Origin of the sequence: Novosphingobium aquimarinum (assembly GCF_009746585.1) — a bacterium.
In the GTDB taxonomy this organism is placed as follows: domain Bacteria; phylum Pseudomonadota; class Alphaproteobacteria; order Sphingomonadales; family Sphingomonadaceae; genus Novosphingobium; species Novosphingobium aquimarinum.
Map to the genome: position 1 here is coordinate 1 of NZ_WRPO01000025.1, position 23,386 is coordinate 23,386.

Here is a 23,386-nt window from a genome sequence, read left to right on the forward strand (position 1 = left end):
GCCGCCTCGTCAAAGACTATGAGCGATATGCACAGACACTGGCCGGACTGCATGTCGTCGCCTTCGCCTGCCTCATGATGAAACAGGCCGCCGCAATCGCTACAGGTTCATAACAACCTCTAGGCTGCTCTTTTCCCGGAAGACTAGACGCCTGCGGTCTTGCGCGCCCAGGAGATAATCGTCGCGGGAGGTATCGCCCCGCTGTGCCGGCCCAGCTCCCGCCCATGGAAGAACAGGATCAGCGTCGGTATCGACTGAACCGAATAACGATGGGCGATGGTCTGCTCGGCTTCGGTGTCGAGCTTGCCGAGGCGCATCGCCGGCTCCAGCGTTTGCGCAGCTGACGCGAATGCCGGTCCCATCACACGGCAGGGACCGCACCATGTCGCCCAGAAGTCGACCAGCAACGGGATATCGCTCCTGGCGGCATGCGCGTCGAAATTCGCGGCGGTCAGCACGATCGGTTCATGCTTGAAGAGCGGCGATCCGCACTTTCCGCACTTGCCTTCGGTCATGGCGCGTTCGAGCGGAATGCGGTTGCCGGTCGCGCAGACCGGGCACCGAATGATCTTTGCCGCATCCGTCGTCATCTGTCCCTGCCTTTCCAGTTCGTCCCTTTGCCGCCGACCGCCGCTGCACCCTGACACTCAACCCTTGACGGGGTCGATAAGGAATTTCTCGCCGGTCGCCTTGCGTACATAGGCGCTCACGACATCGGGTCGGAGCGCCTCAGCCAGGCCGATGATCCTCGTATAGTGGCTCGCAAAGGTCGTCTGCAGCTCCTCCACGATGCGCTGGCGCAGGCGTGCCGCCACCTCCGGTCCTGCCTTGCGCAGGAAGGGAAAAAGGAGCCAACCGGAAACGCTCCACAGGAACCCTAGGGCAGGCCGATTCAACGTCGTCGCCGCCAGATCGAGCGCGCCATAGATGTAGAGCTGCTTGAACGTCTCTGACCCGTAGCGATTATATTCGGTCATGCTCTCCACGGCGACCCGCTCCATGGCCTGGAGCACCTCGTCTCCAAGGTCCCCGCCGCCGATCGCGTCAAAGGCGATCGTGGCGCCCGTCTCCCGCAGCGCCTGGGCCAGCTCGTCCAGAAACCCCTCTGCCTTGCTGTTCAGAACATGCGTCGCACCAAGACCTCGCAGCAGGTCGACCTGTTCCTGGGACCGCACGATATTGACGAGCGGAATGCCGTCCTTGAGACAGACCTTGAGAAGCATCTGGCCGAGGTTCGACGCCGCGGCGGTGTGGACGATCGCGTGATGTCCATCCCGCTTCATGGTTTCCACGAAGCCGAGCGCCGTCAGCGGATTTACGAACATGGAGGCGCCATTCGCTGCGGTCGCGCCGTCGGGAAGGACCACGACGTCCTTGGCGGCGATCTTGCGGTAGTCGGCAAACATCGCGCCTCCCACCATCCCGACCCGCTTGCCCATGAGGGTGGCCACGTTCCTTCCTGCCGCGACGACAACGCCGGCCCCTTCATTGCCAACCGGCATCGTGATCCCGAGCCTGCCTCCAACTCCTGCTAGCCTCGCGGGAGGAATTTTGCCCGAGAGGGTCGGGTATTCGGCGCTTCCACCGGGGGTCAGGGTCGCGACGTCGGCCGGCCCAAGTAGCAGGAAAAGATCACTGGGATTGATCGGGGTCGCCTCCACCCGGACGACAATCTCGTCATCGCCCGGATCCGCAACGGAGACCTCTCTCACCGCTATTGTGATTGTGCCATCTTCGTCGATGGTTGACCCGATCTCTCGTCCAGTGAGCGACATGGTTCTCTCCAGAGATGCAGTGAGGACGCCGGTGGCCACGTCAATGCTGTGTCCGTCTCGGCTTCGCATGTATGAAATGAACGGCAGCAATAGACGTGCCAATCGGGAAACCGGCCAAATGCTGAGGTCTGCCGGAGGCGAGTGGGGATCGCACCGACAGCTTGTCCGTCCCGGAGCGGACACAATGTCCTACGCCTGTATCGCCGTGGAAAAGGCATCCGTCACTTCGGGCGACGCCATAGCGATGCGAGAGTGCGGTGGCTGACGCGCGCCACGATCCCGAGCGCGAGTGCCACGCCCAGCACGATCGCCACCGCATAAAGCGCGGCATGCCCGATTTCGCGGAAGAGACCGGAGAATGCTTGCCCGAACACATAGCCGATGAGAGTGAATGCGGTCCCCCAAAGAAGCGCAGCACAGGCATTGAGAGGAACGAACGTCCTGACCGGGACGTGGCTGGCCCCGATCGCGATCGGACTGATCATCCTCAGGCCGTAGGCGAAGCGAAAGCCGAATATGAAGGCCCTCGGGTGCCGCTCGAGAAGTGCGGTGGCCCGTTCGAATGTGGGCCGCCGCATAGCCTTCTGCACCCAGGCATAATGCTGGCAATGCCGCCCGAGGAAGAACCAGGCCTGATCAATGATGAAGGAGCCGGCGGAGGCGGCCGCCACGGCTTCCCATAGCGGGATGAGATGGCGATGCGCCAGTATCCCTCCGGCAACGACGGTTGCTTCACCCTCGAGCCCTGCTCCCAGAAGGATGGCGATCACCCCGTAGCGCACGAACAGCAGCTCGATCGACATGCACGTTTCTGCCCTCAAATATTGAAAAAAGCGGCGAAATCCCACGGCGTCTCAGATGCGGATTTCCGTTCCGAGTTCGACAAGGCTCTCCGAAGGGATACCGAACGAAGCCCCCGTCGGGGTCACGTTGCGCTGCATCCAGACGAAGATGGACTCGCGCAGCTTGGCCATGCCGCGCACCTTCTGGTCGGCGATGACCGTCTCGTGCCCGATATAGTAGGTCGCATCCGCCAGATCGGCAGCCGATGCGCAGGTTCTGGCGCAGCGCAGCCCGGCGGGGATATCCGGGCTCTCCATGAAACCGAACCGAAGGATCACGCGCTCGAAGCCGGCGCTCAGCACATGCACTTCGGCGCGATTTTCCGGATCCACCACCGGCACTTCTTCGGTCACCACCGAGACCAGCAGCACGGTGTCCTGCAAGGCCTTGTTGTGCCTAAGGTGCGTCGCGAGCGAGAGCGGAATTCCGCTGCGCACGGCCGAAAGGAACGCTGCGGTGCCGCTGATCCGGATCACCGATTTCGCTTCGAGCGCCGCGATGAATTGGGCCTCCTCGATCCGGCGCTGCGCCCTTGCAATATCGACGAGCTGAACACCCCGGCGCCAGGTCAGCATGAGGAAGGCGATCACGCCCGCGATCGTCAGGGGATACCAGCCACCCTCGAAAAGCTTCACCGCATTGGCGCCGAAGAAGAACAGGTCCACCGCCATGAAGAGACCGTTGACCGCGAGGACCACGAGCAGCGGGAATCCCCATTTGCGCGCGACCAGAGCCGCGAGGAAAGTGGAGATGGCCATCAGACCGGAAACCGCGATGCCATAGGCTCCCGCGAGGGCATCGGACGTCTCGAATATCAGCACGGCCGCAATTGTCGCGGCGGCGAGCAGCCAGTTGACCGTCGGCACGTAGATTTGCCCGCGTTCATCGCGCGTGGTGTGGAAGATCGCCAGCCGCGGCAGAAAGCCGAGCTGGACCGACTGGTGCGTCAGGGAGAACGCGCCCGAGATGATCGCCTGCGAAGCGATAATGGTGGCGACTGTCGCGAAGGCCACCAGGGGATAATGCGCCCAGGACGGGGCGAGGCTGTAGAACGGGCTGGAAGTCGCGCCGGGATCGCTGGCGACGGACGCAGCCTGCCCAAGATAGTTCAGGACCAGCGCGGGAAGCGCGACCACGAACCAGGCGGCCCGGATCGCGCCTCGACCGAAATGGCCCATGTCGGCGTACATTGCCTCGCCGCCCGTCACGGCCAGAAACACCGCGCCCATGACGCCGAAGCTCACCTCGATCGGCGCGCCGATCAAAAACCCGACCGCGTGCGTCGGCAGCACTGCCGTCAATATCGCGGGATGGCGCGCGATCGCGGCTACGCCCAAGACCGCGATCGCGACGAACCAGCAGAGCATGACCGGGCCGAAGATCCTGCCGATGAACCCCGTGCCCTTCGACTGGACAAAGAAGAGCGCGAGCAGGATTACCAGCGTCAGGGGAACGACGGCGTGGCCGAGCATGGGCGCATCGACCTTCAGCCCCTCGACCGCGCTCAGCACCGATATGGCGGGGGTGATCGCGCCGTCTCCATAGAGCAGAGCGGCACCGACGAGGCCCAGCACGAGTAAGGCGGCGCCGCGCCTGTTTGGCGTGCCGGACGTGATGCCGAGGAGCGCCAGCATAGCGACGACGCCCCCTTCCCCCCGATTGTCCGCGCGCAGGATCAGGAGCGCATATTTGATCGAGACGATGACGACGAGCGACCAGATGATGAGCGAGGCGATACCGGCCGCTGCATGAGCGGGGCCAAGACCGGATTTCACGCCGGCGGCGAGCGCGACCTTGAATGCATAAAGCGGGCTGGTCCCGATATCGCCGTAAACAACGCCCAAGGCGGTCAGCGCCAGGAGAGGCAGGGCACGCTTTCCCGACGAACTGCCCGTTACCGGCGGGACCGGGGGACTGACGGTCTCAGGCGAGGCCACCTCCAGGCCCGGCTCAAGGCTTCAGGACGAGGCGAATGACCCCGGCCACGATGCCCAGGGCCAGAACGCTGCCCGCCCAGATCGCAACCATCCAGGCCAATCGCTTGATGAAGGGGGCCTCATCGCCCATCAGTGATAGCCGTGGGTACCGGCCTTGCCTCGGAAGACCCAATAGGCCCAGCCCGTATAGGCGATGATGGTCGGAATGATCACCACCGAGCCCACGAGCATGAAGAGCTGGCTCTGATAGGGCGCGGCCGCATCCCAGATCGTCACCGCGCGCGGCACGGCATAGGGGAAAATGCTGATCCCCAGCCCGATGAAGCCGAGAAGGAAAAGGGCGAGCGCCATGAGGAAAGGCAGACGTTCATATCCGCGTTTCAGACCCCAGAAGAACGCCGCCGAGCAGATAAGCACCAGCAGCGGCACCTGCGCCGTCAGCAGGACGCCCGGCATCGTGAACCAGCGCCGCCAATAGTCATAGGCGAGAAAGGGCGTGGCCAGGCTCACGGCGGCGAGCGCCAGCAGCGTGGCGACACCGAGCGGCAGGGCCAGATGGCGCGCGCGTTGCTGGCTTCGATATTCGGTCCGCCAGATCAGCCATGTCGCGCCGAGCAGCGCATAGCCGATCACGACCGCCACGCCGGTGAGGAGACTGAACGGGCTCAGCCAGTCCAGCCATCCGCCCGCATAAGCGTCATTCTGGACATGAATGCCCTGCAGGATCGCGCCGAGCGTGATTCCCTGCGCAAGCGCGGCGACCACCGACCCGAGCGAAAAGGCCATATCCCAGAAGGGCCGATGCCGCGGATCGCGCCACCGGAACTCGAATGCCACGCCGCGGAACACGAGCCCCAGGAGCATCGCGATCATGAGGGGATAGGTTGCCGGCAGGATGATGGCGTATGCCAGCGGAAAGGCGGCGAACAGCCCTCCCCCGCCCAGCACCAGCCAGGTCTCGTTGCCGTCCCATACCGGCGCGATCGAATTCATGGCCTGGTCGCGCTCCTCTCCGACCGAATAGATCGGAAACAGGATGCCGATGCCGAGATCGAAGCCGTCCATCACCACATAGGCGCAGACCGCGAAGCCGATGATGCCCGCCCAGACGATGGTGAGGTCGATATGCTCCATCGCTATGCTCTCCGCTGAGGGGCAGCGGCGACCCCGGCCGCGGGGGTGATGCCTGCCGCCCGCTGCGGGACCTTTGCCGGCTCAGGCTCGTCCGCGCTTGGCGGCTTTGCCATCATTTTGAGAACATACATCGTGCCCGCACCAAAGGCGCCGAAATAGACGACGATGAAGGCGAGCAGCGAGGCCGCAACCGCAGGGGCAGCCAAGGGAGAGTGCGATTCAGCCGTTCGCAGGAGACCATAGACGGTGAAGGGTTGCCGTCCGACCTCTGTCGTCACCCAGCCCGCGATGACCGCGACGAAACCGGCAGGGCCCATCGCCACGGCCGCCCGATGCAGCCAGGTCCAGTCGTAGAGCTTCTTGCGCACTCTCGCGAGCAGGCTCCACAATCCCAGCCCGAGCATCGCAAAGCCCAGCCCCACCATGATCCGGAAGGACCAGAAAACGATCGGGGTCGGCGGCCATCGGTCCTTCGGATAGTCCTTGAGGCCCGGAAGCGGGGCATTCGGATCATGCTTGAGGATCAGTGAGCCCAGACGCGGTACGGCCAGCTCGTAGTGGACACGCTCATCTTCATTGCTCGGCAGGCCGAACAGGATGAGCGAGGCGCCTTCAGGGCTGGCCTCGTAATGGCCTTCCATGGCCAGCACCTTGACCGGCTGATGCTCGAGCGTGTTGAGACCATGTGCGTCGCCAGCGAAAATCTGGATGGGAGTCACGATCGCCGCCATCCACATCGCCATGGAGAACATGGTCCGTGCGCCCAGATTCTGCCGGTTCTTCAGCAGGTGCCAGGCGCCGACCGCGCCGACCACGAGGGCCGTCGTCAAGTAGGCCGCGATGACCGTGTGGACGAGCCGAAAGGGGAAGCTCGGATTGAAGATGATGTCGAGCCAGGAACCCGCCGGTACAAATTGCCCCTTCGCGTTGATCGCATAGCCCGTCGGCGTCTGCATCCAGCTGTTGACCGAGATGATCCATGTGGCGGAGATCATCGTGCCGAGCGCCACCATGCAAGTCGCGAAGAAATGCAGGCCCTTGCCCACCTTGTTGATGCCGAACAGCATGACGCCGAGGAATCCGGCCTCCAGGAAGAAGGCGGTCAGCACCTCATAGGCCATGAGCGGACCGATGACAGGCCCCGCCTTTGTCGAGAAGACCGACCAGTTGGTGCCGAACTGGTAGGACATGACGACACCGGAGACGACGCCCATGCCGAAAGCGACCGCGAAGATCTTCAGCCAGTAGCGATAGAGATTGGCGTAGACGCCCTTTCCCGTCCTCAGCCACAGGCCCTCGAGCACCATGAGATAGCTCGCCAGTCCGATCGAGAAGGCCGGAAAGATGAAGTGGAAGGAGACCGTGAACGCGAACTGCGCCCGGGCAAGGATCACTGGGTCAAGATCCGCGAACACTCTGCCTCCCCCTGTTTTCGTCTCAGACTATGCGATGGCGGCGCTTTGCTGGCTCACGCCGCCACGACCCGGACCGGGATCGACTTGGCGGCCGGCGTGCCGCTGATGCGATCATAATAGTCGAGCGGTAGAAGCGGATTTAGTTCCGGATAATAGCCCGCGATCGCGCCGCGCGGCATCGGATAGTCGATCACCGTGAGCGCATCGACGCGCCGCTTGATACCGTCGGTGCTGATCGTCTCCAGCGCGACGGTCGCTCGGGGTTCGAGGCCGCGTGCGATACGGTCATCCTCGTTCATGAAGAGGACCATCCGGTCATTGTAGACGCCCCGATAACGGTCGTTGTAGCTGTAGATCGTCGTGTTGAACTGGTCATGCGAGCGGACGGTCGCGAGGCGCAACATGGTCGGATCGTCGATCGGCGTGTTGACGTCGAGACCGGGCAGCACCAGGAAATTGGCCTTGCCCGTGGGCGTGAGCCAGACCAGGCGCCGCGGCGCGACATCGAGATGGAAGCCCTTGGGATCCTTGATCCGCTCCGAGAAATCCGCGTAGATCTCGGGATAGACTGCGGCGATCTTGTCGCGGATCAGGCTGTAGTCGTGAATGTAGGATTCCCAGGGTATCTTGCTCTCGGGAAGCGCGGCCATCGCCATGCGGCAGACGATCTCGACCTCGGGCATGCAATGCTCGCTCGCCGGCGTCAGGACGCCGCGCGACGCGGTCACGTTCGACATGGAGTCCTCGATGGTGACGAACTGTTCGCCGGCCGAGGTCTCGATCCGCTCGGAGCGCGCGACCACGGGCAGGATGAGCGCATCCTTGCCATGGACCAGGTGGCCGCGATTGAGCTTGGTGGCGATGCCGACGGTCAGGTTGAGCTTGCGCATCGCCGAATAGGCGATGTCGGTGTCGGGCACGGCTCGGACGAAATTGCCGCCCATGCCGATGAACACTTTGGCGGTGCCATGCAGCATCGCTTCGACGGACTCGACCGTGTGATGGCCATGCTCGCGCGGCGGCTCGAAACCGAAAACGTCGCGGACCCGGTCGAGATAGACCTGGGTCGGCTTCTCGTCGATGCCGACCGTGCGGTCGCCCTGGACGTTTGAATGGCCGCGAATGGGCGAGATGCCCGCGCCCGGCCTCCCGTAATTGCCCTTGAGCAGGAGGATATTTGCAACCTGCTGGAGGAGCTGGGACCCCAGCTGGTGCTGGGTAAGGCCCATGCCGTAGCAGATGATGGTCGCCTTCGAGCGGATATAGATTTCGGCGCAGCGCCGGATCTGCGCTTCCTCGATGCCGGAATGGGCAACGAGGTCCGCCCAGTCGAGCGTCATCACCTCGTCGCGCACGGCTTCCATGCCGAGCGTATGCTCGGCGAGGAAGGCATGATCGAGGATCTTCTCGCCCTTGGCCTCGCGCTCGAACATGACTTTCATCATGCCCTTCAGCAGCGCCAGATCGCCGCCGATCTTGATATGCACGAACTCGCTGGCGATCGGCGTCGAGCCGAAGGTCGCCATCTGAATCACATCCTGCGGTTCGGTGAACTTGATGAGCGCGCGTTCGGGCATCGGGTTGACTGCGACGATGGGGACGCCGCGCTTACGCGCTTCGACAAGGTTGGTCATCATCCGCGGGGAATTGGTGCCCGTGTTCTGGCCAATGACGAAGATCGCATCCGCATGCTCAAAGTCCTCGAGAATGACGGTGCCCTTGCCCACGCCGATTGCCGGCGGGAGCCCGCGGCTCGTCGGCTCGTGACACATGTTCGAGCAATCGGGGAAGTTGTTGGTGCCGAACTGGCGCACCAGGATAGAATAGAGGAAGGCGGCCTCGTTCGGCGTGCGGCCCGACGTGTAGAACTCGGCTTCGTGCGGGCTGTCGAGCGCTAGTAGATGCTTTCCGATCAGGGCGAAGGCTTCATCCCAGGAGCAGGGCAGATATTTGTCGCTCTTGGCGTCGTAGCGCATGGGCTCGGTGAGGCGGCCCTGCATCTCGAGCCAGTAATCCGACTTCTCCATCAGCTCGGTGACAGTATGCTGGGCGAAGAACTCGCGCGTAACCCGGAACTTGGTCGCCTCATGCGCCAGCGCCTTCGCGCCGTTCTCGCAGAATTCGAGCGTTTTCTTGCAGTCGGCATCGGGAAAGGCACAGCTCGGGCATTTGAAACCGCCCGGCTGATTCATCGCGAGAAGTGCGCGCGATCCCTTCGTGACGACGCTCTGTTCGAGGAGCACCTTGGCGGTCGCAGCGGCCGCGCCCCAACCTCCGGCAGGATGGTCATAGGGCTTGAAGCGAAGATTTTCGTCAGCCATGATGAGCTACGTCCAATAAGTCTGAAAACACCCCTGTAATTAAGCACGACGGGCCCCTGTTTTCCACGGACATTGCGTCCGTCGCCTTTGGACAAAATGTCCGCCCCACCTTGTCAAATCATCTCCAAACGGCTGATTTTGCTTTCTTCATCGATTGGCACGGCGCTTGCTCTTCAGCTTCTGTCGCCGGCTACCTGGGTGGTCCTGGCGATCGACTCGATGAAGGCGTCAATTGGTCTGCTGCTTCGATGATCGGTCAGTCTGGCTAATCGAAACGGACAGTATTTCCCGATGGGAGCAGGTGACCCAAAATATGGAGAGCTCATCTGCCTCCTCTCTACAATCAGGGACACGATGCCACCTCGCGCCGACCCAAACCGTCGGCCGCAACTAGGATAGCGCATGCACGTCACGTTCCTGTTTATCATGCACGAGGGCCTGCCCATGCTTGCCTTCCACGACAGCGTCAGCGACGCCTGGTCGGAGCTTGTGCGGTTCGTCAACGAAAGCTGGCCCAAACGCTTCGGCACGCAGAAGCCGCCCGAAGATGAGGTCAAACGCGCCCGCGCCTATTTCAGGAAAGACGAGCTCTATCTCGTCGCCGACACCGATCTGGCCGATATCGAGCAACATATCGACCGATACAGTTCCGCTGGAAGCACCGACAATCGAGAGAAAGCGCCATGACCGGAGAGAATAAGGGACACGACCAGACCGCCTCATCGCCGGCGGCACCCGACCGCCATGCCGAACCTGGCCAGACGCCCTCGCCTCATGCCGAGGGCCAGGAAGCCGCCGCGTCCGGAGCGGATGCCCCCTCACCGCAGGGCGACAATCCGGTCGCCCAGCAAGAGAGCGAGGTCGCCAGCCTGAAGGACCGGCTCCTGCGCGCGCTCGCGGAGGTCGAGAATGTCAGGCGCCGGGCCGAGCGTGACGTGAGCGACGCGCGGCAATTCGCGATCAGCAATTTCGCGCGGGACATGATTGGCGTCGCCGACAATCTCGAGCGCGCGGTCTCCAGCGTCCCTCAAGGCGCCGCCGACAGCGCGGCCGCCCTGAAGACGCTGGTCGAGGGCGTTGGCCTGACCGAGAAGGAAATGCTACGTTCGCTCGAACGTCACGGGGTCAAGAAGCTAGACCCGGTCGGCGAACGCTTCGATCCCAACTACCACGAGGCCATGTTCGAAGTGCCCGATGCCAAGACGCCCGCCGGCCACGTCACGCAAGTGATCAGTCCCGGCTATGCCATCGGCACCCGCGCGTTGCGGCCCGCCAAGGTAGGGGTGTCGAGCGGCGCCGGACCCTCTGGAGCCTGATGTTCGAATGCCTCTTTCTGGGGGATAGCCTCGCGGTTGGCACCGCTCAGTTCACCAATGCCCGCCTCGCGCGGCCATGCACGGTCGTCGCCACCGAGGGTGCGACGGCCAGGCAGATTGAGGCGTGGCGCAAGCCAGCCCGATCTTTCGGCGTCACGGTAATTGCAATCGGCTCCAACGACATGCCCGACGACGTGCTATCGGCGCGGCTCACACGCATTAGGGCATCCATCACCTCGCGGCGGGTTATCTGGCTTCTGCCCTATTCGCGCCCTCGCTTCTATGTCGTGAGCTCGGTGGCCGCCAGATTTCGGGACGAGACGCTCGATATGCTGCGGTTCCCCTCTCGCGACGGGCTTCATCCGAAGCGATATCAGGACGTGGCGAATAGCCTGTTGCGCTGAACGCGCACCAGGATCGAAAGGCAGACCCTGTCCGCCGGATCGGGGGCCACTGCGGCGACGAGAGACTATTCGTCATCCGGCTTGTCATCCTCCGGGGTTCGTCTGACGCCATAGAGTTCCAGCCGATGGTCGACGAGCCGGAAACCAAGCCGTTCGGCGATCGCGCGCTGAAGCTGCTCAAGTTCGGGGTCCACGAATTCGATGACGCGGCCGTTCTCGACGTCGATGAGATGGTCATGATGAGCGTCGGGCGCCGCCTCGTAGCGAGACCGCCCATCCCCAAACTCATGGCGGTCCAGCACGCCGGCTTCTTCGAACAAGCGAACGGTGCGGTAAACGGTGGCGATGGAAACCGAGGGGTCGATCGCCGCGACCCGCTGATGCAATGTCTCGACGTCGGGATGATCTTCGGCATCGGAAAGCACCCGCGCGACGATCCGGCGCTGCTCGGTGATCCTCAGCCCCTTCTCATGGCACAGAGCCTCTATGTCGATCTTGTGCTTCACCGATCCACCCCTCTTGTCAGGCCACGCCTCCAGCATTCCTTCCCGATTTCCCGAATGGCCTCAGCCTCGATCAGGCGATGGCCGCGTCAGGATATAAGCAGCGCAGGCGGCCATCGCGAGGCCAACAATCAGATCAATCTTGAGGCTCGGCCGAGCGCCCAGCCAGAACAGCGCGTAGCCAAGGGCGATCCCGCTGCAGGCGGCGATCTTAGCCCTGCGGCCGATTGCCCCCTCCGCGCGCCAGGCGCGGAGCGTGGGACCAAAGCGCGGATGGTTGAGGAGCCAGGCTTCAAGGCGGGGCGAGGAACGGGCGAAGCAGCCGGCCGCGAGGATGAGGAAGATGGTGGTGGGCATCAGGGGAAGAAGCGCCCCGATAAAGCCGAGCGCCACGAACACGCAGCCCAAAAGCAGCCAGACCCCCCGCGTCAGATGGTGGCGGCGAGAGCCGCGCTCAGGTCTATCTCCATCACTCATGCGCCGCCTTTCGGCCCATCGGCGGTTCGCCCAAAGCCCTCGATATCATAGTTCCCAAATCCGGTCGCCCAAATTGATAATCGTTCGCAACTGGGTTAGGCGTGCGGGGACGCTTTCGCGCCACAAAGGCTATTCCAAGTGGCGCGCTCGATCATGAAGGAGCCGGGGTGCGGATTTTACTGATATGTCTGCTCGCCTTCACAGGGCTGATGGCGGGCCCCGCCCAGGCGAAATGGCTTGAAGCCCGCTCCCCCAATTTCATCGTCTATAGCGACGGCGGGGAAGACGGCTTGCGGCGATCGGTCCAACAGCTTGAGGACTATGACCATCTCCTGCGGACGCTGACAGGGACGACCGCACCGCCTTCGGCGAACCCGCTCAAGGTCTATCTGGTCAGCTCCAACGAGAAACTGCGCCAGGTGGCGAACGTCCCGCCCGCCGTGCTCGGTTTCTATCAGGCCCGGGTCGGCGGCACCGCGGTCTTCGCGGTTCGCGGCGATCGCCCAGGGCTCGGCGGCGAGGAAGTCCTCTTCCACGAATATGCCCATCATTTCGCGGCGCGCTACTACCCGGCCTATTATCCCGCCTGGTACAGCGAAGGCTTCGCGGAATATGTCATGACCGCGCAGCTCCTCTCCGATCGGGTCGAGATCGGCCGCTACAATCCCGGCCGCGCAATCACCCTGCTTCGCGGCCAGTGGTTCCCGGTGGAGCGTATCTTCGCCGACCGTCTCAGCGGTCTCAGCCGCGAGCAGGTGGCCCAGTTCTATGCCGAGAGCTGGCTCATCGTGCATTATCTGTTCGCCGCGCCGGAGCGCCGTGAGGCGCTGACGCGCTATTTCGCGAGCCTTCACCGCGGGGGCGACGAAGCCGAGGCTTTCAAGATGGCTTTCGGCATCGATCATCAGGGATTCGAGACCGAGCTGAAGCGCTACATGAACGGGCGTATCGCCTACGGCGTGATCGCGCGCCCTGCAGGAGCGGATGTCACGGTTGCGGTGCGGTCACTGTCACCGGCCGCCGACGACCTGCTCCTCCCGCATGCCGCGCTGATGCTGGGGATAGCCGATCCGGCCCTCGAGAGCCGGACGATCGCAACGATACGGACGGCGGCCGCGCGCTATCCCGACGATCTTTATGCGCAGCGCGTGCTCGCCCGCGCCGAGATCAATTCCGGCGACCGGGCCGCAGGGGTTGTGATGATCGATCGCCTCTTGCAGGCCGCGCCCGGCGACGCCGAGCTCCTCTACTTCCGCGGCGTTGCGGACTTCTACAGCGGCCGAAAGGACGCTGCCATCCGTGACGCCCGGTTCGCGGCGGCCCGACCATGGTTTGCCCGGGCGACTGAAGCCGATCCGGCCTATTACACGGCGCTCTATCGTCTCGCACAAACCGCCCCGCCGACCGCTACCGCATCCGATGAGACCCTCGCCGACCTCATGAAGGCGCACGAACTGGCGCCGCTGGTCGGCGACATCGCGATCGATGCAGCGACGGTCTTGATTTCCCGTCACCGCTACAGAGAGGCGGAGGGGGCCTTGCTTCCCATTGCGACCAATCCTCATGGCGGCAATGTGGAGCGCGCCCGCACGCTGCTCGAGCGCGTCCGGGCCGAGCAAGCCGGGACCGGCACAACGCAACCGCCGGCCACCTGACGGGCCGCTCGCGCAAGGCCACGCTTCGATGGACTGCCAAGAGTATATTGCGCCGTCGGTCTATCCGCTCACTTCACCTTCCGGCGCGAAGGAGCGGGTCCGCCACAGGCCGGCGCCGACCAGCATCGCCGCGATGAACGCAAACGGCAGCCCATTGTCGAGCCCGTAGAGCGCTGTGCCGGCGATCGGTCCGACGATGATACCGAGGCCCTGCGCCGCTGCGACCGACCCGGCCGCCGCGCCCTGTTCGTGCGCTTCGACCGCGTTTGCGGCAAGCGCGGAGATCGAAGGATAGACCCAGCCCATGCCGAACGCCGCCACCGCATAGGCGGCCCAGAGGATCGGCGCCTGGGTGGCCAGCATGACGCTGGCAAAACCGATCGCCGAGATTACCGCGCCGATGCGGATGAGCCGCTCGGGCGGCCAACCTAGCTTGCGCAGCACGATCTGTGCGCAAACGAGCGCCACGCCGACGACGGCGAGCGCGATGCCGGCGGCATGGGCGGCATGGGCAGGATCGAGATGCAGGCGATCGAGCGCGAAGAAGCCGACCGTTATCTGCGCGACCGCCACGCTGAACGCGCCGACGAAGGCGACCGCGATCGGCCTGCGCAGCCGCTTGTCGGCAAGGCGCACCGGTTCGCTCTTGGGCGGCGTATGATGTTCGACCTTCGGTAGCACGCGCCAGAGCACAACGAGGGCGATAGCCGGCAGGGCGGCGGTGACGTAGAGCGGCAGGCTGAGGCTGATCGGCCCGACAAGCCCGGCAAAGCCGGGCCCGATGACCATGCCCGCCGCGCTCGAGGCGCCGATCGCGGCCATGGCGCTCGCACGTTTCTCGGGCGGCGTATGATCGGCGACGAGTGCCGCGCTGGTCGCCGGTACCGCGGCGTAGAACACACCGGCAATGCCTCGGCCGAGCACCAGGCCCGCAAAGGCAATGGCCGACGCCATCGCGGTGCGCAGCGCGAGGTCGATGAACAGGGACAACAGGAAATAGCTGACTGCGAAACCCGTGAGCCCCAGGAGGATGATCGGCCGCCGCCCGCGCCGATCGCTGAGGCCGCCCCAGAAGCGCGCCATGATCATCCAGGCGATGCCCGAGGCGGTCATCGCCGCGCCGACCTGCCATGGCTCGAGGCCAAGCACGCGCGCGATGGGCCCCGCGAGCGCCACGAACGACATCATCGCCATCGAGCAGACGAAGGTCTCGAACATCAGCGGCTTCATGCTGAAAACGCCCGATGCTTCCTCCCCCGCTTGTTCGTCGCGCGTCTCTGTCGCAGCTTCGGTCATGCTGTTTCGTCCCGTGACGCGACCGGCGATCGCCCGCCATTCCAGAGCAGCGCCGTCGAGACGGCATAGACGACGAGCCAACCGAGGTTGAACGCGGCGCCGTCGAGCCATGTGTGCGTCGGCTCGGGCAGGATGCGCGCGATCAGCATGCCGATCGCGACCAGCGAGACGGGATTGGCCAGCGCCGCGAACCAGCGTGGCCAGGCGGTACGGCCCAGCGCGATGACGATCCCGAGGAGCAGCAGCGCCAGACCCAGCGTCACGATGGGCATCAGCCAGGCGATGAGCAGGACATGGTAGAAGTGCTGGCCGAGATCGAGCAGCGCGCCATGAGCCGCGGCCGGCGTTTCGAGGATCGTCTTGTAGGCCATGCCGACATAGTAGAAGCCCGCATGGCCGAGCGGCGACCAGGCGTTGCCGGCGACCAGCAGGGCGAAGGTCGGCCAGCGCCACCAGCCCGTCGCCGGACGCAGGCCTTCGAGCAGATGCCAGCAGCCGGCGAGATAGAAGACGATCCCGGCGTCCGCCACCAGCGCGCCGGCAGCAAGCCGCGCCTCGGAGGATGGAAGCATGAGCGCGACACCGTCAAACTGAATGCGATCGGCATAGGTCTTCAGGAGCAGCGGATAATCGTCGGGGCTTGCCCTGGCCCCGATGATCAGGGCGTCGCCGAGCGTCCAGAGGATCGCGCCGATCACGCCCGCGATACCGCAGAGACGAACAAGCCGGAGCCGCTGGATATCCGTCATAGGCTTGTCCTTGCTTCGATGCGCGATCGATCGACGAGACGCATGATTTCCTGGGCGATCAGCTCGGGCTCGCTGAACGGAACCATGTGACCCGAATGGGCGGCGACGACATGGCGCCCATTCGTCGACAGGGCCGCGCGACGCGCGTGCGCGGCATTGGCTTCAGCCCGGATCTTTTGCGACATGCCCATGTCCGCGAGCGCGCCGGAGATGACCGTCACCGGCATGTCGTGGGGTTCGTCGGGCTTCCCGCGCAACACGTTCATCTCGCCGACCATGCCCGTCAGCTCGGCGCCGCGCGTGCGCATGACGCCCATGGTGAATCCTTCCTTGCGGAAATCGGCCTGACTGTCCGGCGGCAGGTGCAGGAGGAAGCCGTTGTAGAGCCGCTCGAGCAGACCGACTCTCGCGAGCGCGACGCTGACATGGTGGGCGAAGCGCTCGAAGCGGCGGAAGGCCTTTGAAAACACCGCCTCGCAGCCCTCATCGGTCGGATCGACCAGCACCAACCCGGCGATCCGCTCGGGGTGTCGCTTCGCGGCTTCCCGGGAGACGAGCGCGCCGCCGCTGGTCGCGACGAGAATGAACGGACCTGACCCAAGCGTATCGAGAAGGTCATCGAAATCATCGACCATGCGGGCGACGGTCCTGGGCTGCGGGTCGGGATCGCTGCGGCCGAGGCCAGCGCGATCATAGGCGACGCTATGGACCCCGTCCGGCAGAGCGGGCTGCACGAGGCCCCAGGACGAGCGCGGCGCCGCCATGCCGGCTTCGAAGATGACCGTCGGCTCGCCTTCCCTGGCCGCTCCCTTCTCCATGAGGAACAGGGAGCGCCCATCCCGGATGTGAACGGTGCGGCCGACGCCTTGGGTATGAGCTGTATCCATGGTCGATGGTCCCGGCCTGTTCCTGGAATCTGCGGCTATCGCGCGGACCACCCTCGCCAGGCGGCGACGATGACGATGAGGGTGAGGCCCAGGGTCACCCACGAGACGAGGTCGTACCAGCCGTCGCCCACGAGCGCGGCCACCAGCCCAATGGCGTTGGCCAGCGCCATGAGGAGCGGCCAGCGGAAGATCTGCCAGCCTGTCTGGCTGTTGCCCTTGCGCGCCGTCATTCGGCCGGCTCCGGGACGGCTTGCGTCTCCGCAACACCCCCCGACTGGAGCTCCGCCAACCGCTTCTCGATCGGCACGCGTCTGCGGCCGAGCCAGAGATAGAGGCCGCTCACCAGCACGACGATCGCCGCGATATCGAGCAATGCCCAGATGATCTTGAGCGGCAGGCCGCCATAGTCGCCGAAGTGCAGCGGGGCCGAGAGGAAGAGCGTCTTCACATACCAGGGCATCTCGCGCACGTCGGTGAGCCGCCCGGTTTCCGCATCGACCATGGCGGGGTTGATCAGCCGCTCGGTCAGCGGCGTGTTGCCCGCGAGCGCGACCATATAGTGGTGTTTGGTGCTGAACTGGCTGCCCGGCCAGGCGACGATGCTCACCTTACCGTCGGGGACTGCGGCCCTGACGGTGGCCACGGCCGCATTCACCGATGTGAGCTTCGTCGGAGGCTTCGCATCCTTGTAGGGCGCCGCCATCTCGGCGAGCTCGTCCATCTGCCAGATCATGGTGATCGGCAGCGTCATCGTGATGATGAAGCCGGTGAGTCCCACGACGCTGACCCAGCCCAGCGTGACGATCCCGATCATGTTGTGCGTGTCGAGCCACTTCACCCTTTTGCTGCGGTCCTTGCGCACCGTGCCGAAAGGCAGCTTGCGCATGAAAGGCGCGTAGACGACCACGCCCGAGACGACTGCGACCAGGAAGACCACGCCGATCAGTCCCAGGAAAAGCTGACCGGGAATGCCCAGCAGCAGTTCCGAATGGAGTTCGAGCAGGAAGGCCATGACGCCTTCGTCGAGCGGCGGCGCGTCCAGGCGTTCGCCGTTACGCGCGTCATACTGGATGATCTCGACCTGATCGTTGGGCGCATCGACCTTCGGACCGACGATCGCATAGATGATCGGCTTCTCGGGATCCCAGGAGAGGAACATCATCGTCCATCCCGGATGCTTCGAGAGCGCCTGCCGGCCGAGCGCATCCAGATTGACCGGCCGCTCCGCGACCTGTCCTGCCATGGCCGGAGCGCGGGTCATCTCGTCGATCTCGTGATGGAAGATCAGCGGCAGCCCGGTGATGCAGAACATCAGCAGGAATGCCGTGCAGACGATGCTGGTCCACTTGTGGACCAGATACCATCGCCGGATGCCCGTCTGCGAAAGCGCCATCGCTCGCGGCCCCCTAGAAGCGCAGCTCGACGCCGGCGCTGATCTTGCGCGGCGGCAGCACCACGGCATAGTCGAACGCCGGAACGCCCGGGACGAGAATCCCGACCTGCGTGGTCTTGAAGCTGTTCAACAGGTTCCGAACGCTGAAGAAGAGGCGCGCCGGCCCGATATTGTAGGCGATACGGCCGTTGACCACCGCATAGGGGCTGATCCGCGCGCCCGGATCGTTCAGCACGTCGGACTCGTAGGAACTCGTATAACGGACGTCCGCGCCCAGCTCGAACTTGCCGTCAGGCGAGACGTTGAACCCTGCCGCGAGGCTGAATGCGGGCGCGCGAGGCAGCTTGTTGCCCTCCGCGCCCGAGGCGGGATAGCGGTTGATCTTGCTGTCCAGCAGGCCGACGTTCGCAAACAGCTCGTTCTTCGGTGATGGGCGCCAGGCAAGCCCCATCTCTGCGCCGTAGGTGGTCACCCGATCCGCGTTGCGGATCTCGACCGACAGCGCCGAGAGGTAATAGGGGAGCTGCATGTCCTTGTAGCGGCTGTAGAAGACGTTGCCGGTGAAGGAGATGTCGTGGCCTAGCCCTGCGCGGACGAACCCCTCGTAGGTCCAGACATATTCGGGCTTGTAGGTGTAGGCGGTGAACGGAAATGCCAGGGTGACGCTGGAGCTGCCGGCATTGTAGCCGCGGCCAGCCGTCACGCCGATCGTCACCTGAGGCGCGACGTCGAGCGATACGGTCGCCTTGGGCAGGAACTCCTTGAAGGTCTTCTGGTAGTTGGTGACGATCGGCCCGGTCGCACCGACACGGTCGCGCTTTTCCTCCTCGTAGCGGGCGCCGAGGATGATCGAGAGCGCGTCGGTAGGCTTGACCGTCACCTCGCCGAACACCGCGGCGGTATCGGTCTTGTCGCGATAGGCGCCGCCGCCGAACAAGTCGTTGCTCTCGTTTTGGCGCGCGCGGAAGACATAGGCCGCGATGAAGCCGGAGAGGCGCTTGTCGGGCGAGGTGTAGCGCAGGAGCGGCTGCGCTACATATTCGGTACCGTCGATCCGCGAGATGCCCTGCGTCGCCGGCGCATAGCGGTCCACGCGGAAGTCGGTCGCGGAGAGGAGAAGCTGCAGACTGAGCGTGTCGCTGAGCTCGAAGGTCGTATCCGAGATGCCGGTGGTGGTCCTCTCGCGGAACACGGGTTGCTGCAGACCGCCATCGAAGGAAATCATGTCTTCGAACGGGCGCTTCACCCAGTTCGACTGCGGTGCCCGGCCATCCTGATAAGAGACCGTCAGCAGCGAGTGGATCGCGCTCGAGGGCGTGAACAGCAGCTTGCCGCGAAAGGTCTTTGTATCGTAGCGACCCGGATTATCGGTGCCAGGATAGGGCGCGAAAGCGACGAAATCCTGGCTCTTCTGCCAGTCGGCGCTCAGGCGGAATGCGAGCACGTCGCTGGCGATCGGGCCGCCGATCGCGCCCGACAACTGCACCTCGTCCCGGTTGCCGACGATAGCGCGCGCCGCGCCGTGCCAGTCGAACGTGGGCTCGGCCGACTTGATCGCGACGACGCCGGCGATGGCGTTGCGGCCGAGCAGCGTGCTCTGCGGACCGCGATAGACCTCGACCTGTTGCACATCCCAGAGGCTGGTGTCGCCGAACGTCGCCTCGTTGGCGCTCAAGGTCCGGCCATCGACCTGGAAACTGAGCCGTGGGCGGGCACCGGCGAAGAAGGCCGTTGCGCCGCCGCCAGGCCCCGTGCCATCGACACCGCGCACGGCGGGAAGGTCGTTGCCCGGCTCGATCGACAGGATGTTCGGAATTCGGTCGAGCAGGTCGTTGGCCGAGTAGACGCCGGACTTGCGCTCGATGTCCTCGCGTGTCGAGACGTCGACGCTCGATGACGTTTCGCGCAGCGTGCGGTTCGCCCTTTCGGCTGTCACGACGATGTCGTCGACACTCCCCGGTGCCTGTTCGGCCTCGGCTGCCCAGGCCGCGCCCGCCTGCAGCAGGGCAAGCATGGCTGAGCCCGTTCCCAGGAGTGTCTTTGTCCGCATTCTCGTTAAGCCCCCATCTTGTGGCGCACGGCGCCGATGGGAGATCAGGCCAGTCTCTGACATTCTTCAGCCTGGGTCAGCACCCAACGAACCGCGCGCCGGTCCATCGCAGCCAGTCACATACTATTTGCGAATGACTTTTATTAGCAACGATGGTGGTGCGCGGCGACCGGGTCGGCTATCGTGAAAGCTCAAAAATCTATCGCAGAAAGTGAGTCGTCTTGGCGATCCGCCCTCCACCAGCCGAGCGCCTGGCAGCCTCCAAAGGCATGCCGGATCGTTCGCGCCTCGTTTCTCGGGGCCGTTGATGGGCTTGCATTCCCCCATCATGGAGGGCGAGTTTTCGATCTCGGATCTGGTGCGAGAGGCTGCCGAACGCTCGATCGCGGTCAATTATCTGACGGACACCTGCCCCGATATCGACCTGCCCTCGATGTCCGGCACGCTGCTTGCCGAGGAAGTGCAGCCGGGCCTGCTGATCTCCGGATTCGATCTCACTTACACGGCCGACCATCAGCTCGATGTCGAGATGGAGCGGTCGGTCGGCTGCGCCGTCCTGCTCGACGGTTGGGGGGCGCCGCTGGAAGTCGCCGGTCACGCGCCGATCGGGCATGAACTCGGCCGCGTCTCGATCGTCGGTTATGGCGAGCCCATGACCTGCATGCGCCCTTGGCGCGCCGGGCAGCGCACGCGGGCATTCGGCATATCGATAAAGCCCGAATTCCTCGATCGCTTCCAGGATGCGGTTGACGATGGTCTCGGTCCCTTGCGCAGTTTCATCGAGCCGGGGCTCCACAGCGCACTCCTTCCCAGGTCGGAGAAGATCCTCGACATCGCGGAGGCCACGCTTCACGAACCCTACGCCGGCGCGCTGCGCGCGCTCCACCGCGAGTCCCAGGCCCTACGCTTCATGGTCGAAGTGGGCTCGATGCTGCGCGCAGAAAATGACCTCATTCGATCGCTCGGCGAGCGTCAGTTCGCCCGCATCTGCCACGCACGAGAAATTCTCGATCGGTCGCTCGTCAGCCCGCCCAAGGTGCTCGATCTCGCCAGGGAGCTGGGGGTCAACGTCACGACGCTTCAGGCCAACTTCAAGGCGGCCTTCGGAACGACCATTTTCGGCTATGTCCGCCAGAGGCGTCTGGAAATGGGCCGATCGCTGATCTTCGACCACAAGCTCGCAATAGCGGAAGCGGGCTATCGTGTCGGCTTCAACAGCGCCGCGGCTTTCACGGCCGCCTATCGACGCCATTTCGGACAGCCTCCCTCGGCCGAGCGACACGATAGCTGAAGGGCATGGCCAGCGCCGTGTCGCACTCGGTCGATCCCCACCAAACTCAAGTGGTCATTCATGTCAGGAACCCATCGTCGAGGCTCGCCCGAGACAGGATGGTAGGGTGCAGGCGCTTTGCAATTCTTTCGGTTCGCCAGAAGACTGGCGGAAGAGCCTTGTTTCCCGCAATTGCCTCGTGGCAAACCTTCCCACTCAGGGATCAAGGATAAGGGCCATGACTGTTCGGCGATCGGTTCTATGCCTGCTGGTGACCGGATTGCTTCTTTCCGAGCCCGCGGCTGCAGCCTGGAAGGCCGGCAATCCAGACGTCGCGTTGGCCGTCAGGGACGATCGAATTGCCGGCGCACTGGCTGCCGTAGACGAAATCGATCGCGCCGCGGTCCGCGACGATCACGCCGCATTCATTGCGCTGCTTGCCGATGACCTGGCGGTCAACAATCCTCAGAACGGCGTCTCCGTGCGCGGGGCAACCGGGCAGCGCAGCGCCGCCGGTCAGATCAGCTACACGCGCTACGATCGGGTCATCGACTATGCCGGATTGAGAGGGGACATGGTGCTCCTGATGGGTGAGGAGATCGTCGTGCCCAAGACTGAGGACGCGGTCTCCGCGCGCGAGACGCACCGCCGCTTTACAGACCTTTGGAAGCTCGTCGACGGGCGTTGGAAACTCACGGCACGGCAAGCCACCATCATCTCGCGCCCCTGATTTGCTCCAATCGAAATGGCTGGCACGTAGCCCTGTCCCAGGAATGTCGCCGACCAGAAGGGAACATTAAGCACTTTATCAGGGAATTTAGCCCGGTCGTTTCTTCTGCTGGCCAGTCAACAGCGACAAGGTGCGCGCGTCGCGATCTCCGCCGAACCAGCGGGCGAGCGCTGCGGAGAAAAGCGGATGCTCGAGCGCCGCTTCGAACAGGGTTAGCGATGAACGCAGTTTCACCGCATCCGTCTCGCCAAAGACCGCCACCGGATCGCTGATCGACAGATCCTGAAGCGCGGTCACGCACTCGCGATAGCGCGCGCCCAGCACCGGATGATCCAGATAGGCCCGAGCTTCGTCGAGCGATCGGATGGCGAAATGTCGCGCGGTCGTACTCTGGCCCAGCCCGGCCAGTTGTGGAAAGATATACCACATCCAATGCGAGCGCTTGGCGCCACGACGAATTTCGGCGAGGGCGCCGGGATAGCCGAGCGTCTGCGCTTCGACAAAACGGTCGAGGGAGGTTTCGTCGGGCATGTCAGAACGTGCTGGCTCGCTGATCGAAGGCGCCTGCTCTCAGGCCTGGCTGGCGCATTCGATGCAAAGCGCCGCCTCAGGTTGAACCTCCAACCGCTTGGGCGCGATGTCATTTCCACAACGAACGCATTCGCCATATGTGCCGTCATCGACACGTGCCAAGGCGGCTTCGGTCGCGGCTATTTCCCTGTCGATGACCACGATCTGGCCACCGAGAGGATCATCATCCTCCAATTCGACGGCTTGTTCGGATAGGTCGGGGCTGAGCGGCTCCAGCAGGGTATCGGCCAGACCCGCCCGCCGAGACTGCAGGTCGGTAAGCTGGGCGGTAAGGCGCGTCTTTGCTGCAGCAACGTCAAGCATCACGATTCCACTCCAAACACTTCCCGGCGGAAGCTCTGAACGCATGTACATAGGTCATCGCGCACGGCGCGACTACCGAAACACTACGAAGGTCCAGAGTCGGTTCAATCGACGCGCCGAACAGGGCGGGCATGACCGGCCAAATCGGCCACTGGAACCACCAGGTGAAACCGATCATGTCGGTTTCCTACAATATCAATTCGTCTCGCCATGGTAACGACTCGTCGCGACCCGAGGGGCACAGAATGAAAGTTCGAAGCCTCCAACTTCGTCAGGGCGGCATCCAAGTGGTGTCGCCCTTTTTTGTCGCCTTCTGCATTCCTCTCCAGGTCGCACA

The 23,386-nt window shown here is 64.0% G+C and carries 25 protein-coding genes and 1 pseudogene; 7 read left to right on the forward strand and 19 right to left on the reverse strand.

Translation table 11 applies throughout. The annotated features are described in order from the left end of the window. Positions 1-113, forward strand: a pseudogene (locus GQO94_RS21105) (IS5/IS1182 family transposase); the annotation flags it as partial. 30 nt (positions 114-143) lie between these two features. Here the strand turns inward: GQO94_RS21105 and trxC are convergent. The 8 genes from trxC to GQO94_RS17835 form a co-directional block, all read right to left on the reverse strand. Further along, complete coding sequence (trxC, locus tag GQO94_RS17800; protein ID WP_156842756.1) at positions 144-590, reverse strand: thioredoxin TrxC; 447 nt, start codon at positions 588-590, stop codon at positions 144-146. A 57-nt stretch (positions 591-647) separates the two neighbouring features. Next, entirely contained in the window at positions 648-1,775 is a 1,128-nt protein-coding gene (locus GQO94_RS17805; RefSeq protein ID WP_156842803.1) for a zinc-binding dehydrogenase, read from the reverse strand. A 221-nt stretch (positions 1,776-1,996) separates the two neighbouring features. After that, complete coding sequence (locus GQO94_RS17810; RefSeq protein WP_156842757.1) at positions 1,997-2,578, reverse strand: DedA family protein; 582 nt, start codon at positions 2,576-2,578, stop codon at positions 1,997-1,999. A gap of 51 nt (positions 2,579-2,629) precedes the next feature. Further along, entirely contained in the window at positions 2,630-4,486 is a 1,857-nt protein-coding gene (locus GQO94_RS17815; protein ID WP_408636668.1) for a potassium transporter Kup, read from the reverse strand. Positions 4,487-4,568: 82 nt separating this feature from the next. Beyond that, positions 4,569-4,685, reverse strand: a complete 117-nt coding sequence (locus GQO94_RS17820; RefSeq protein ID WP_156842758.1) for a DUF2474 domain-containing protein — start codon at positions 4,683-4,685, stop codon at positions 4,569-4,571. Then, the gene (gene cydB / locus GQO94_RS17825) at positions 4,685-5,689 is read right to left on the reverse strand and encodes a cytochrome d ubiquinol oxidase subunit II (protein WP_156842759.1); all 1,005 of its coding nucleotides are present in this window, start codon (positions 5,687-5,689) and stop codon (positions 4,685-4,687) included. The genes GQO94_RS17820 and cydB overlap by 1 nt, the downstream gene beginning before the upstream one ends. A gap of 2 nt (positions 5,690-5,691) precedes the next feature. Next, positions 5,692-7,104: a cytochrome ubiquinol oxidase subunit I gene (locus GQO94_RS17830; protein ID WP_156842760.1), complete on the reverse strand. Its 1,413-nt coding sequence runs from the start codon at positions 7,102-7,104 to the stop codon at positions 5,692-5,694. A gap of 53 nt (positions 7,105-7,157) precedes the next feature. Then, positions 7,158-9,425 (reverse strand): FdhF/YdeP family oxidoreductase, encoded by a 2,268-nt coding sequence (locus tag GQO94_RS17835; RefSeq protein WP_156842761.1) that lies wholly within the window; start codon positions 9,423-9,425, stop codon positions 7,158-7,160. 402 nt (positions 9,426-9,827) lie between these two features. Here GQO94_RS17835 and GQO94_RS17840 point away from each other — a divergent pair, with 402 nt between their 5' ends. From GQO94_RS17840 to GQO94_RS17850, 3 genes are read left to right on the forward strand one after another with little or no spacing between them, the layout of a single operon-like run. Continuing rightward, positions 9,828-10,112 (forward strand): hypothetical protein, encoded by a 285-nt coding sequence (locus GQO94_RS17840; protein WP_156842762.1) that lies wholly within the window; start codon positions 9,828-9,830, stop codon positions 10,110-10,112. Next, a complete protein-coding gene (gene grpE, locus GQO94_RS17845) occupies positions 10,109-10,741 on the forward strand; it encodes a nucleotide exchange factor GrpE (RefSeq protein ID WP_156842763.1) in 633 nt (210 codons plus the stop codon). The genes GQO94_RS17840 and grpE overlap by 4 nt, the downstream gene beginning before the upstream one ends. After that, the gene (locus GQO94_RS17850; protein ID WP_156842764.1) at positions 10,741-11,145 is read left to right on the forward strand and encodes a hypothetical protein; all 405 of its coding nucleotides are present in this window, start codon (positions 10,741-10,743) and stop codon (positions 11,143-11,145) included. The genes grpE and GQO94_RS17850 overlap by 1 nt, the downstream gene beginning before the upstream one ends. A 65-nt stretch (positions 11,146-11,210) precedes the next feature. Here the strand turns inward: GQO94_RS17850 and GQO94_RS17855 are convergent, their stop codons facing one another. Further along, a complete protein-coding gene (locus GQO94_RS17855; protein WP_156842765.1) occupies positions 11,211-11,651 on the reverse strand; it encodes a Fur family transcriptional regulator in 441 nt (146 codons plus the stop codon). Between the two features lie 60 nt (positions 11,652-11,711). Further along, complete coding sequence (locus GQO94_RS17860) at positions 11,712-12,125, reverse strand: YbaN family protein (RefSeq protein ID WP_156842766.1); 414 nt, start codon at positions 12,123-12,125, stop codon at positions 11,712-11,714. A gap of 167 nt (positions 12,126-12,292) precedes the next feature. Between GQO94_RS17860 and GQO94_RS17865 the strand changes: the two genes are divergently transcribed. Then, the gene (locus tag GQO94_RS17865; RefSeq protein WP_156842767.1) at positions 12,293-13,780 is read left to right on the forward strand and encodes a tetratricopeptide repeat protein; all 1,488 of its coding nucleotides are present in this window, start codon (positions 12,293-12,295) and stop codon (positions 13,778-13,780) included. Between the two features lie 60 nt (positions 13,781-13,840). Here GQO94_RS17865 and GQO94_RS17870 read toward each other — a convergent pair whose 3' ends face one another. The 6 genes from GQO94_RS17870 to GQO94_RS17895 are packed head-to-tail and all read right to left on the reverse strand — an operon-like array spanning position 13,841 to position 20,119. Beyond that, positions 13,841-15,076: an MFS transporter gene (locus GQO94_RS17870; protein WP_156842768.1), complete on the reverse strand. Its 1,236-nt coding sequence runs from the start codon at positions 15,074-15,076 to the stop codon at positions 13,841-13,843. Further along, positions 15,073-15,825, reverse strand: coding sequence for a DUF6796 family protein (locus tag GQO94_RS17875; RefSeq protein WP_156842769.1), 753 nt, complete (start codon positions 15,823-15,825; stop codon positions 15,073-15,075). The genes GQO94_RS17870 and GQO94_RS17875 overlap by 4 nt, the downstream gene beginning before the upstream one ends. After that, positions 15,822-16,712, reverse strand: coding sequence for an alpha/beta fold hydrolase (locus GQO94_RS17880; RefSeq protein ID WP_156842770.1), 891 nt, complete (start codon positions 16,710-16,712; stop codon positions 15,822-15,824). The genes GQO94_RS17875 and GQO94_RS17880 overlap by 4 nt, the downstream gene beginning before the upstream one ends. A 35-nt stretch (positions 16,713-16,747) precedes the next feature. Then, entirely contained in the window at positions 16,748-16,942 is a 195-nt protein-coding gene (locus tag GQO94_RS17885; protein WP_156842771.1) for a thiamine pyrophosphate-dependent enzyme, read from the reverse strand. After that, positions 16,939-18,105 carry a PepSY-associated TM helix domain-containing protein gene (locus GQO94_RS17890; protein WP_156842772.1) on the reverse strand — a complete coding sequence of 389 codons (1,167 nt, stop codon included), beginning with the start codon at positions 18,103-18,105 and terminating at the stop codon, positions 16,939-16,941. The genes GQO94_RS17885 and GQO94_RS17890 overlap by 4 nt, the downstream gene beginning before the upstream one ends. 13 nt (positions 18,106-18,118) lie before the next feature. Beyond that, positions 18,119-20,119 (reverse strand): TonB-dependent receptor, encoded by a 2,001-nt coding sequence (locus tag GQO94_RS17895; protein ID WP_198046025.1) that lies wholly within the window; start codon positions 20,117-20,119, stop codon positions 18,119-18,121. Positions 20,120-20,462: 343 nt separating this feature from the next. Between GQO94_RS17895 and GQO94_RS17900 the strand changes: the two genes are divergently transcribed. Continuing rightward, positions 20,463-21,446 (forward strand): helix-turn-helix transcriptional regulator, encoded by a 984-nt coding sequence (locus GQO94_RS17900; RefSeq protein WP_156842774.1) that lies wholly within the window; start codon positions 20,463-20,465, stop codon positions 21,444-21,446. A gap of 217 nt (positions 21,447-21,663) precedes the next feature. Beyond that, positions 21,664-22,155: a nuclear transport factor 2 family protein gene (locus tag GQO94_RS17905; RefSeq protein WP_156842775.1), complete on the forward strand. Its 492-nt coding sequence runs from the start codon at positions 21,664-21,666 to the stop codon at positions 22,153-22,155. An 87-nt stretch (positions 22,156-22,242) separates the two neighbouring features. Here GQO94_RS17905 and GQO94_RS17910 read toward each other — a convergent pair whose 3' ends face one another. From GQO94_RS17910 to GQO94_RS17920, 3 genes are read right to left on the reverse strand one after another with little or no spacing between them, the layout of a single operon-like run. Next, complete coding sequence (locus tag GQO94_RS17910) at positions 22,243-22,686, reverse strand: DUF1810 domain-containing protein (RefSeq protein WP_156842776.1); 444 nt, start codon at positions 22,684-22,686, stop codon at positions 22,243-22,245. Between the two features lie 39 nt (positions 22,687-22,725). Next, on the reverse strand, positions 22,726-23,049 hold the full coding sequence (locus GQO94_RS17915) for a TraR/DksA family transcriptional regulator (RefSeq protein ID WP_156842805.1): 324 nt from the start codon (positions 23,047-23,049) through the stop codon (positions 22,726-22,728). After that, positions 23,042-23,227, reverse strand: a complete 186-nt coding sequence (locus GQO94_RS17920) for a hypothetical protein (RefSeq protein WP_156842777.1) — start codon at positions 23,225-23,227, stop codon at positions 23,042-23,044. The genes GQO94_RS17915 and GQO94_RS17920 overlap by 8 nt, the downstream gene beginning before the upstream one ends. Positions 23,228-23,386: the final 159 nt, after the last annotated feature.

Excerpts from the sequence above, each read along its gene's own strand:
- trxC (WP_156842756.1), bottom strand. The coding sequence starts at position 590 with ATGACGACGGATGCGGCAAAGATCATTCGGTGCCCGGTCTGCGCGACC.
- GQO94_RS17805 (WP_156842803.1), bottom strand. The coding sequence starts at position 1,775 with ATGTCGCTCACTGGACGAGAGATCGGGTCAACCATCGACGAAGATGGC.
- GQO94_RS17810 (WP_156842757.1), bottom strand. The coding sequence starts at position 2,578 with ATGTCGATCGAGCTGCTGTTCGTGCGCTACGGGGTGATCGCCATCCTT.
- GQO94_RS17820 (WP_156842758.1), bottom strand. The coding sequence starts at position 4,685 with ATGGGCGATGAGGCCCCCTTCATCAAGCGATTGGCCTGGATGGTTGCG.
- cydB (WP_156842759.1), bottom strand. The coding sequence starts at position 5,689 with ATGGAGCATATCGACCTCACCATCGTCTGGGCGGGCATCATCGGCTTC.
- GQO94_RS17835 (WP_156842761.1), bottom strand. The coding sequence starts at position 9,425 with ATGGCTGACGAAAATCTTCGCTTCAAGCCCTATGACCATCCTGCCGGA.
- GQO94_RS17840 (WP_156842762.1), top strand. The coding sequence starts at position 9,828 with ATGCACGTCACGTTCCTGTTTATCATGCACGAGGGCCTGCCCATGCTT.
- grpE (WP_156842763.1), top strand. The coding sequence starts at position 10,109 with ATGACCGGAGAGAATAAGGGACACGACCAGACCGCCTCATCGCCGGCG.
- GQO94_RS17850 (WP_156842764.1), top strand. The coding sequence starts at position 10,741 with ATGTTCGAATGCCTCTTTCTGGGGGATAGCCTCGCGGTTGGCACCGCT.
- GQO94_RS17860 (WP_156842766.1), bottom strand. The coding sequence starts at position 12,125 with ATGAGTGATGGAGATAGACCTGAGCGCGGCTCTCGCCGCCACCATCTG.
- GQO94_RS17870 (WP_156842768.1), bottom strand. The coding sequence starts at position 15,076 with ATGACCGAAGCTGCGACAGAGACGCGCGACGAACAAGCGGGGGAGGAA.
- GQO94_RS17875 (WP_156842769.1), bottom strand. The coding sequence starts at position 15,825 with ATGACGGATATCCAGCGGCTCCGGCTTGTTCGTCTCTGCGGTATCGCG.
- GQO94_RS17880 (WP_156842770.1), bottom strand. The coding sequence starts at position 16,712 with ATGGATACAGCTCATACCCAAGGCGTCGGCCGCACCGTTCACATCCGG.
- GQO94_RS17885 (WP_156842771.1), bottom strand. The coding sequence starts at position 16,942 with ATGACGGCGCGCAAGGGCAACAGCCAGACAGGCTGGCAGATCTTCCGC.
- GQO94_RS17890 (WP_156842772.1), bottom strand. The coding sequence starts at position 18,105 with ATGGCGCTTTCGCAGACGGGCATCCGGCGATGGTATCTGGTCCACAAG.
- GQO94_RS17895 (WP_198046025.1), bottom strand. The coding sequence starts at position 20,119 with ATGCTTGCCCTGCTGCAGGCGGGCGCGGCCTGGGCAGCCGAGGCCGAA.
- GQO94_RS17900 (WP_156842774.1), top strand. The coding sequence starts at position 20,463 with ATGGGCTTGCATTCCCCCATCATGGAGGGCGAGTTTTCGATCTCGGAT.
- GQO94_RS17905 (WP_156842775.1), top strand. The coding sequence starts at position 21,664 with ATGACTGTTCGGCGATCGGTTCTATGCCTGCTGGTGACCGGATTGCTT.
- GQO94_RS17910 (WP_156842776.1), bottom strand. The coding sequence starts at position 22,686 with ATGCCCGACGAAACCTCCCTCGACCGTTTTGTCGAAGCGCAGACGCTC.
- GQO94_RS17915 (WP_156842805.1), bottom strand. The coding sequence starts at position 23,049 with ATGCTTGACGTTGCTGCAGCAAAGACGCGCCTTACCGCCCAGCTTACC.
- GQO94_RS17920 (WP_156842777.1), bottom strand. The coding sequence starts at position 23,227 with ATGATCGGTTTCACCTGGTGGTTCCAGTGGCCGATTTGGCCGGTCATG.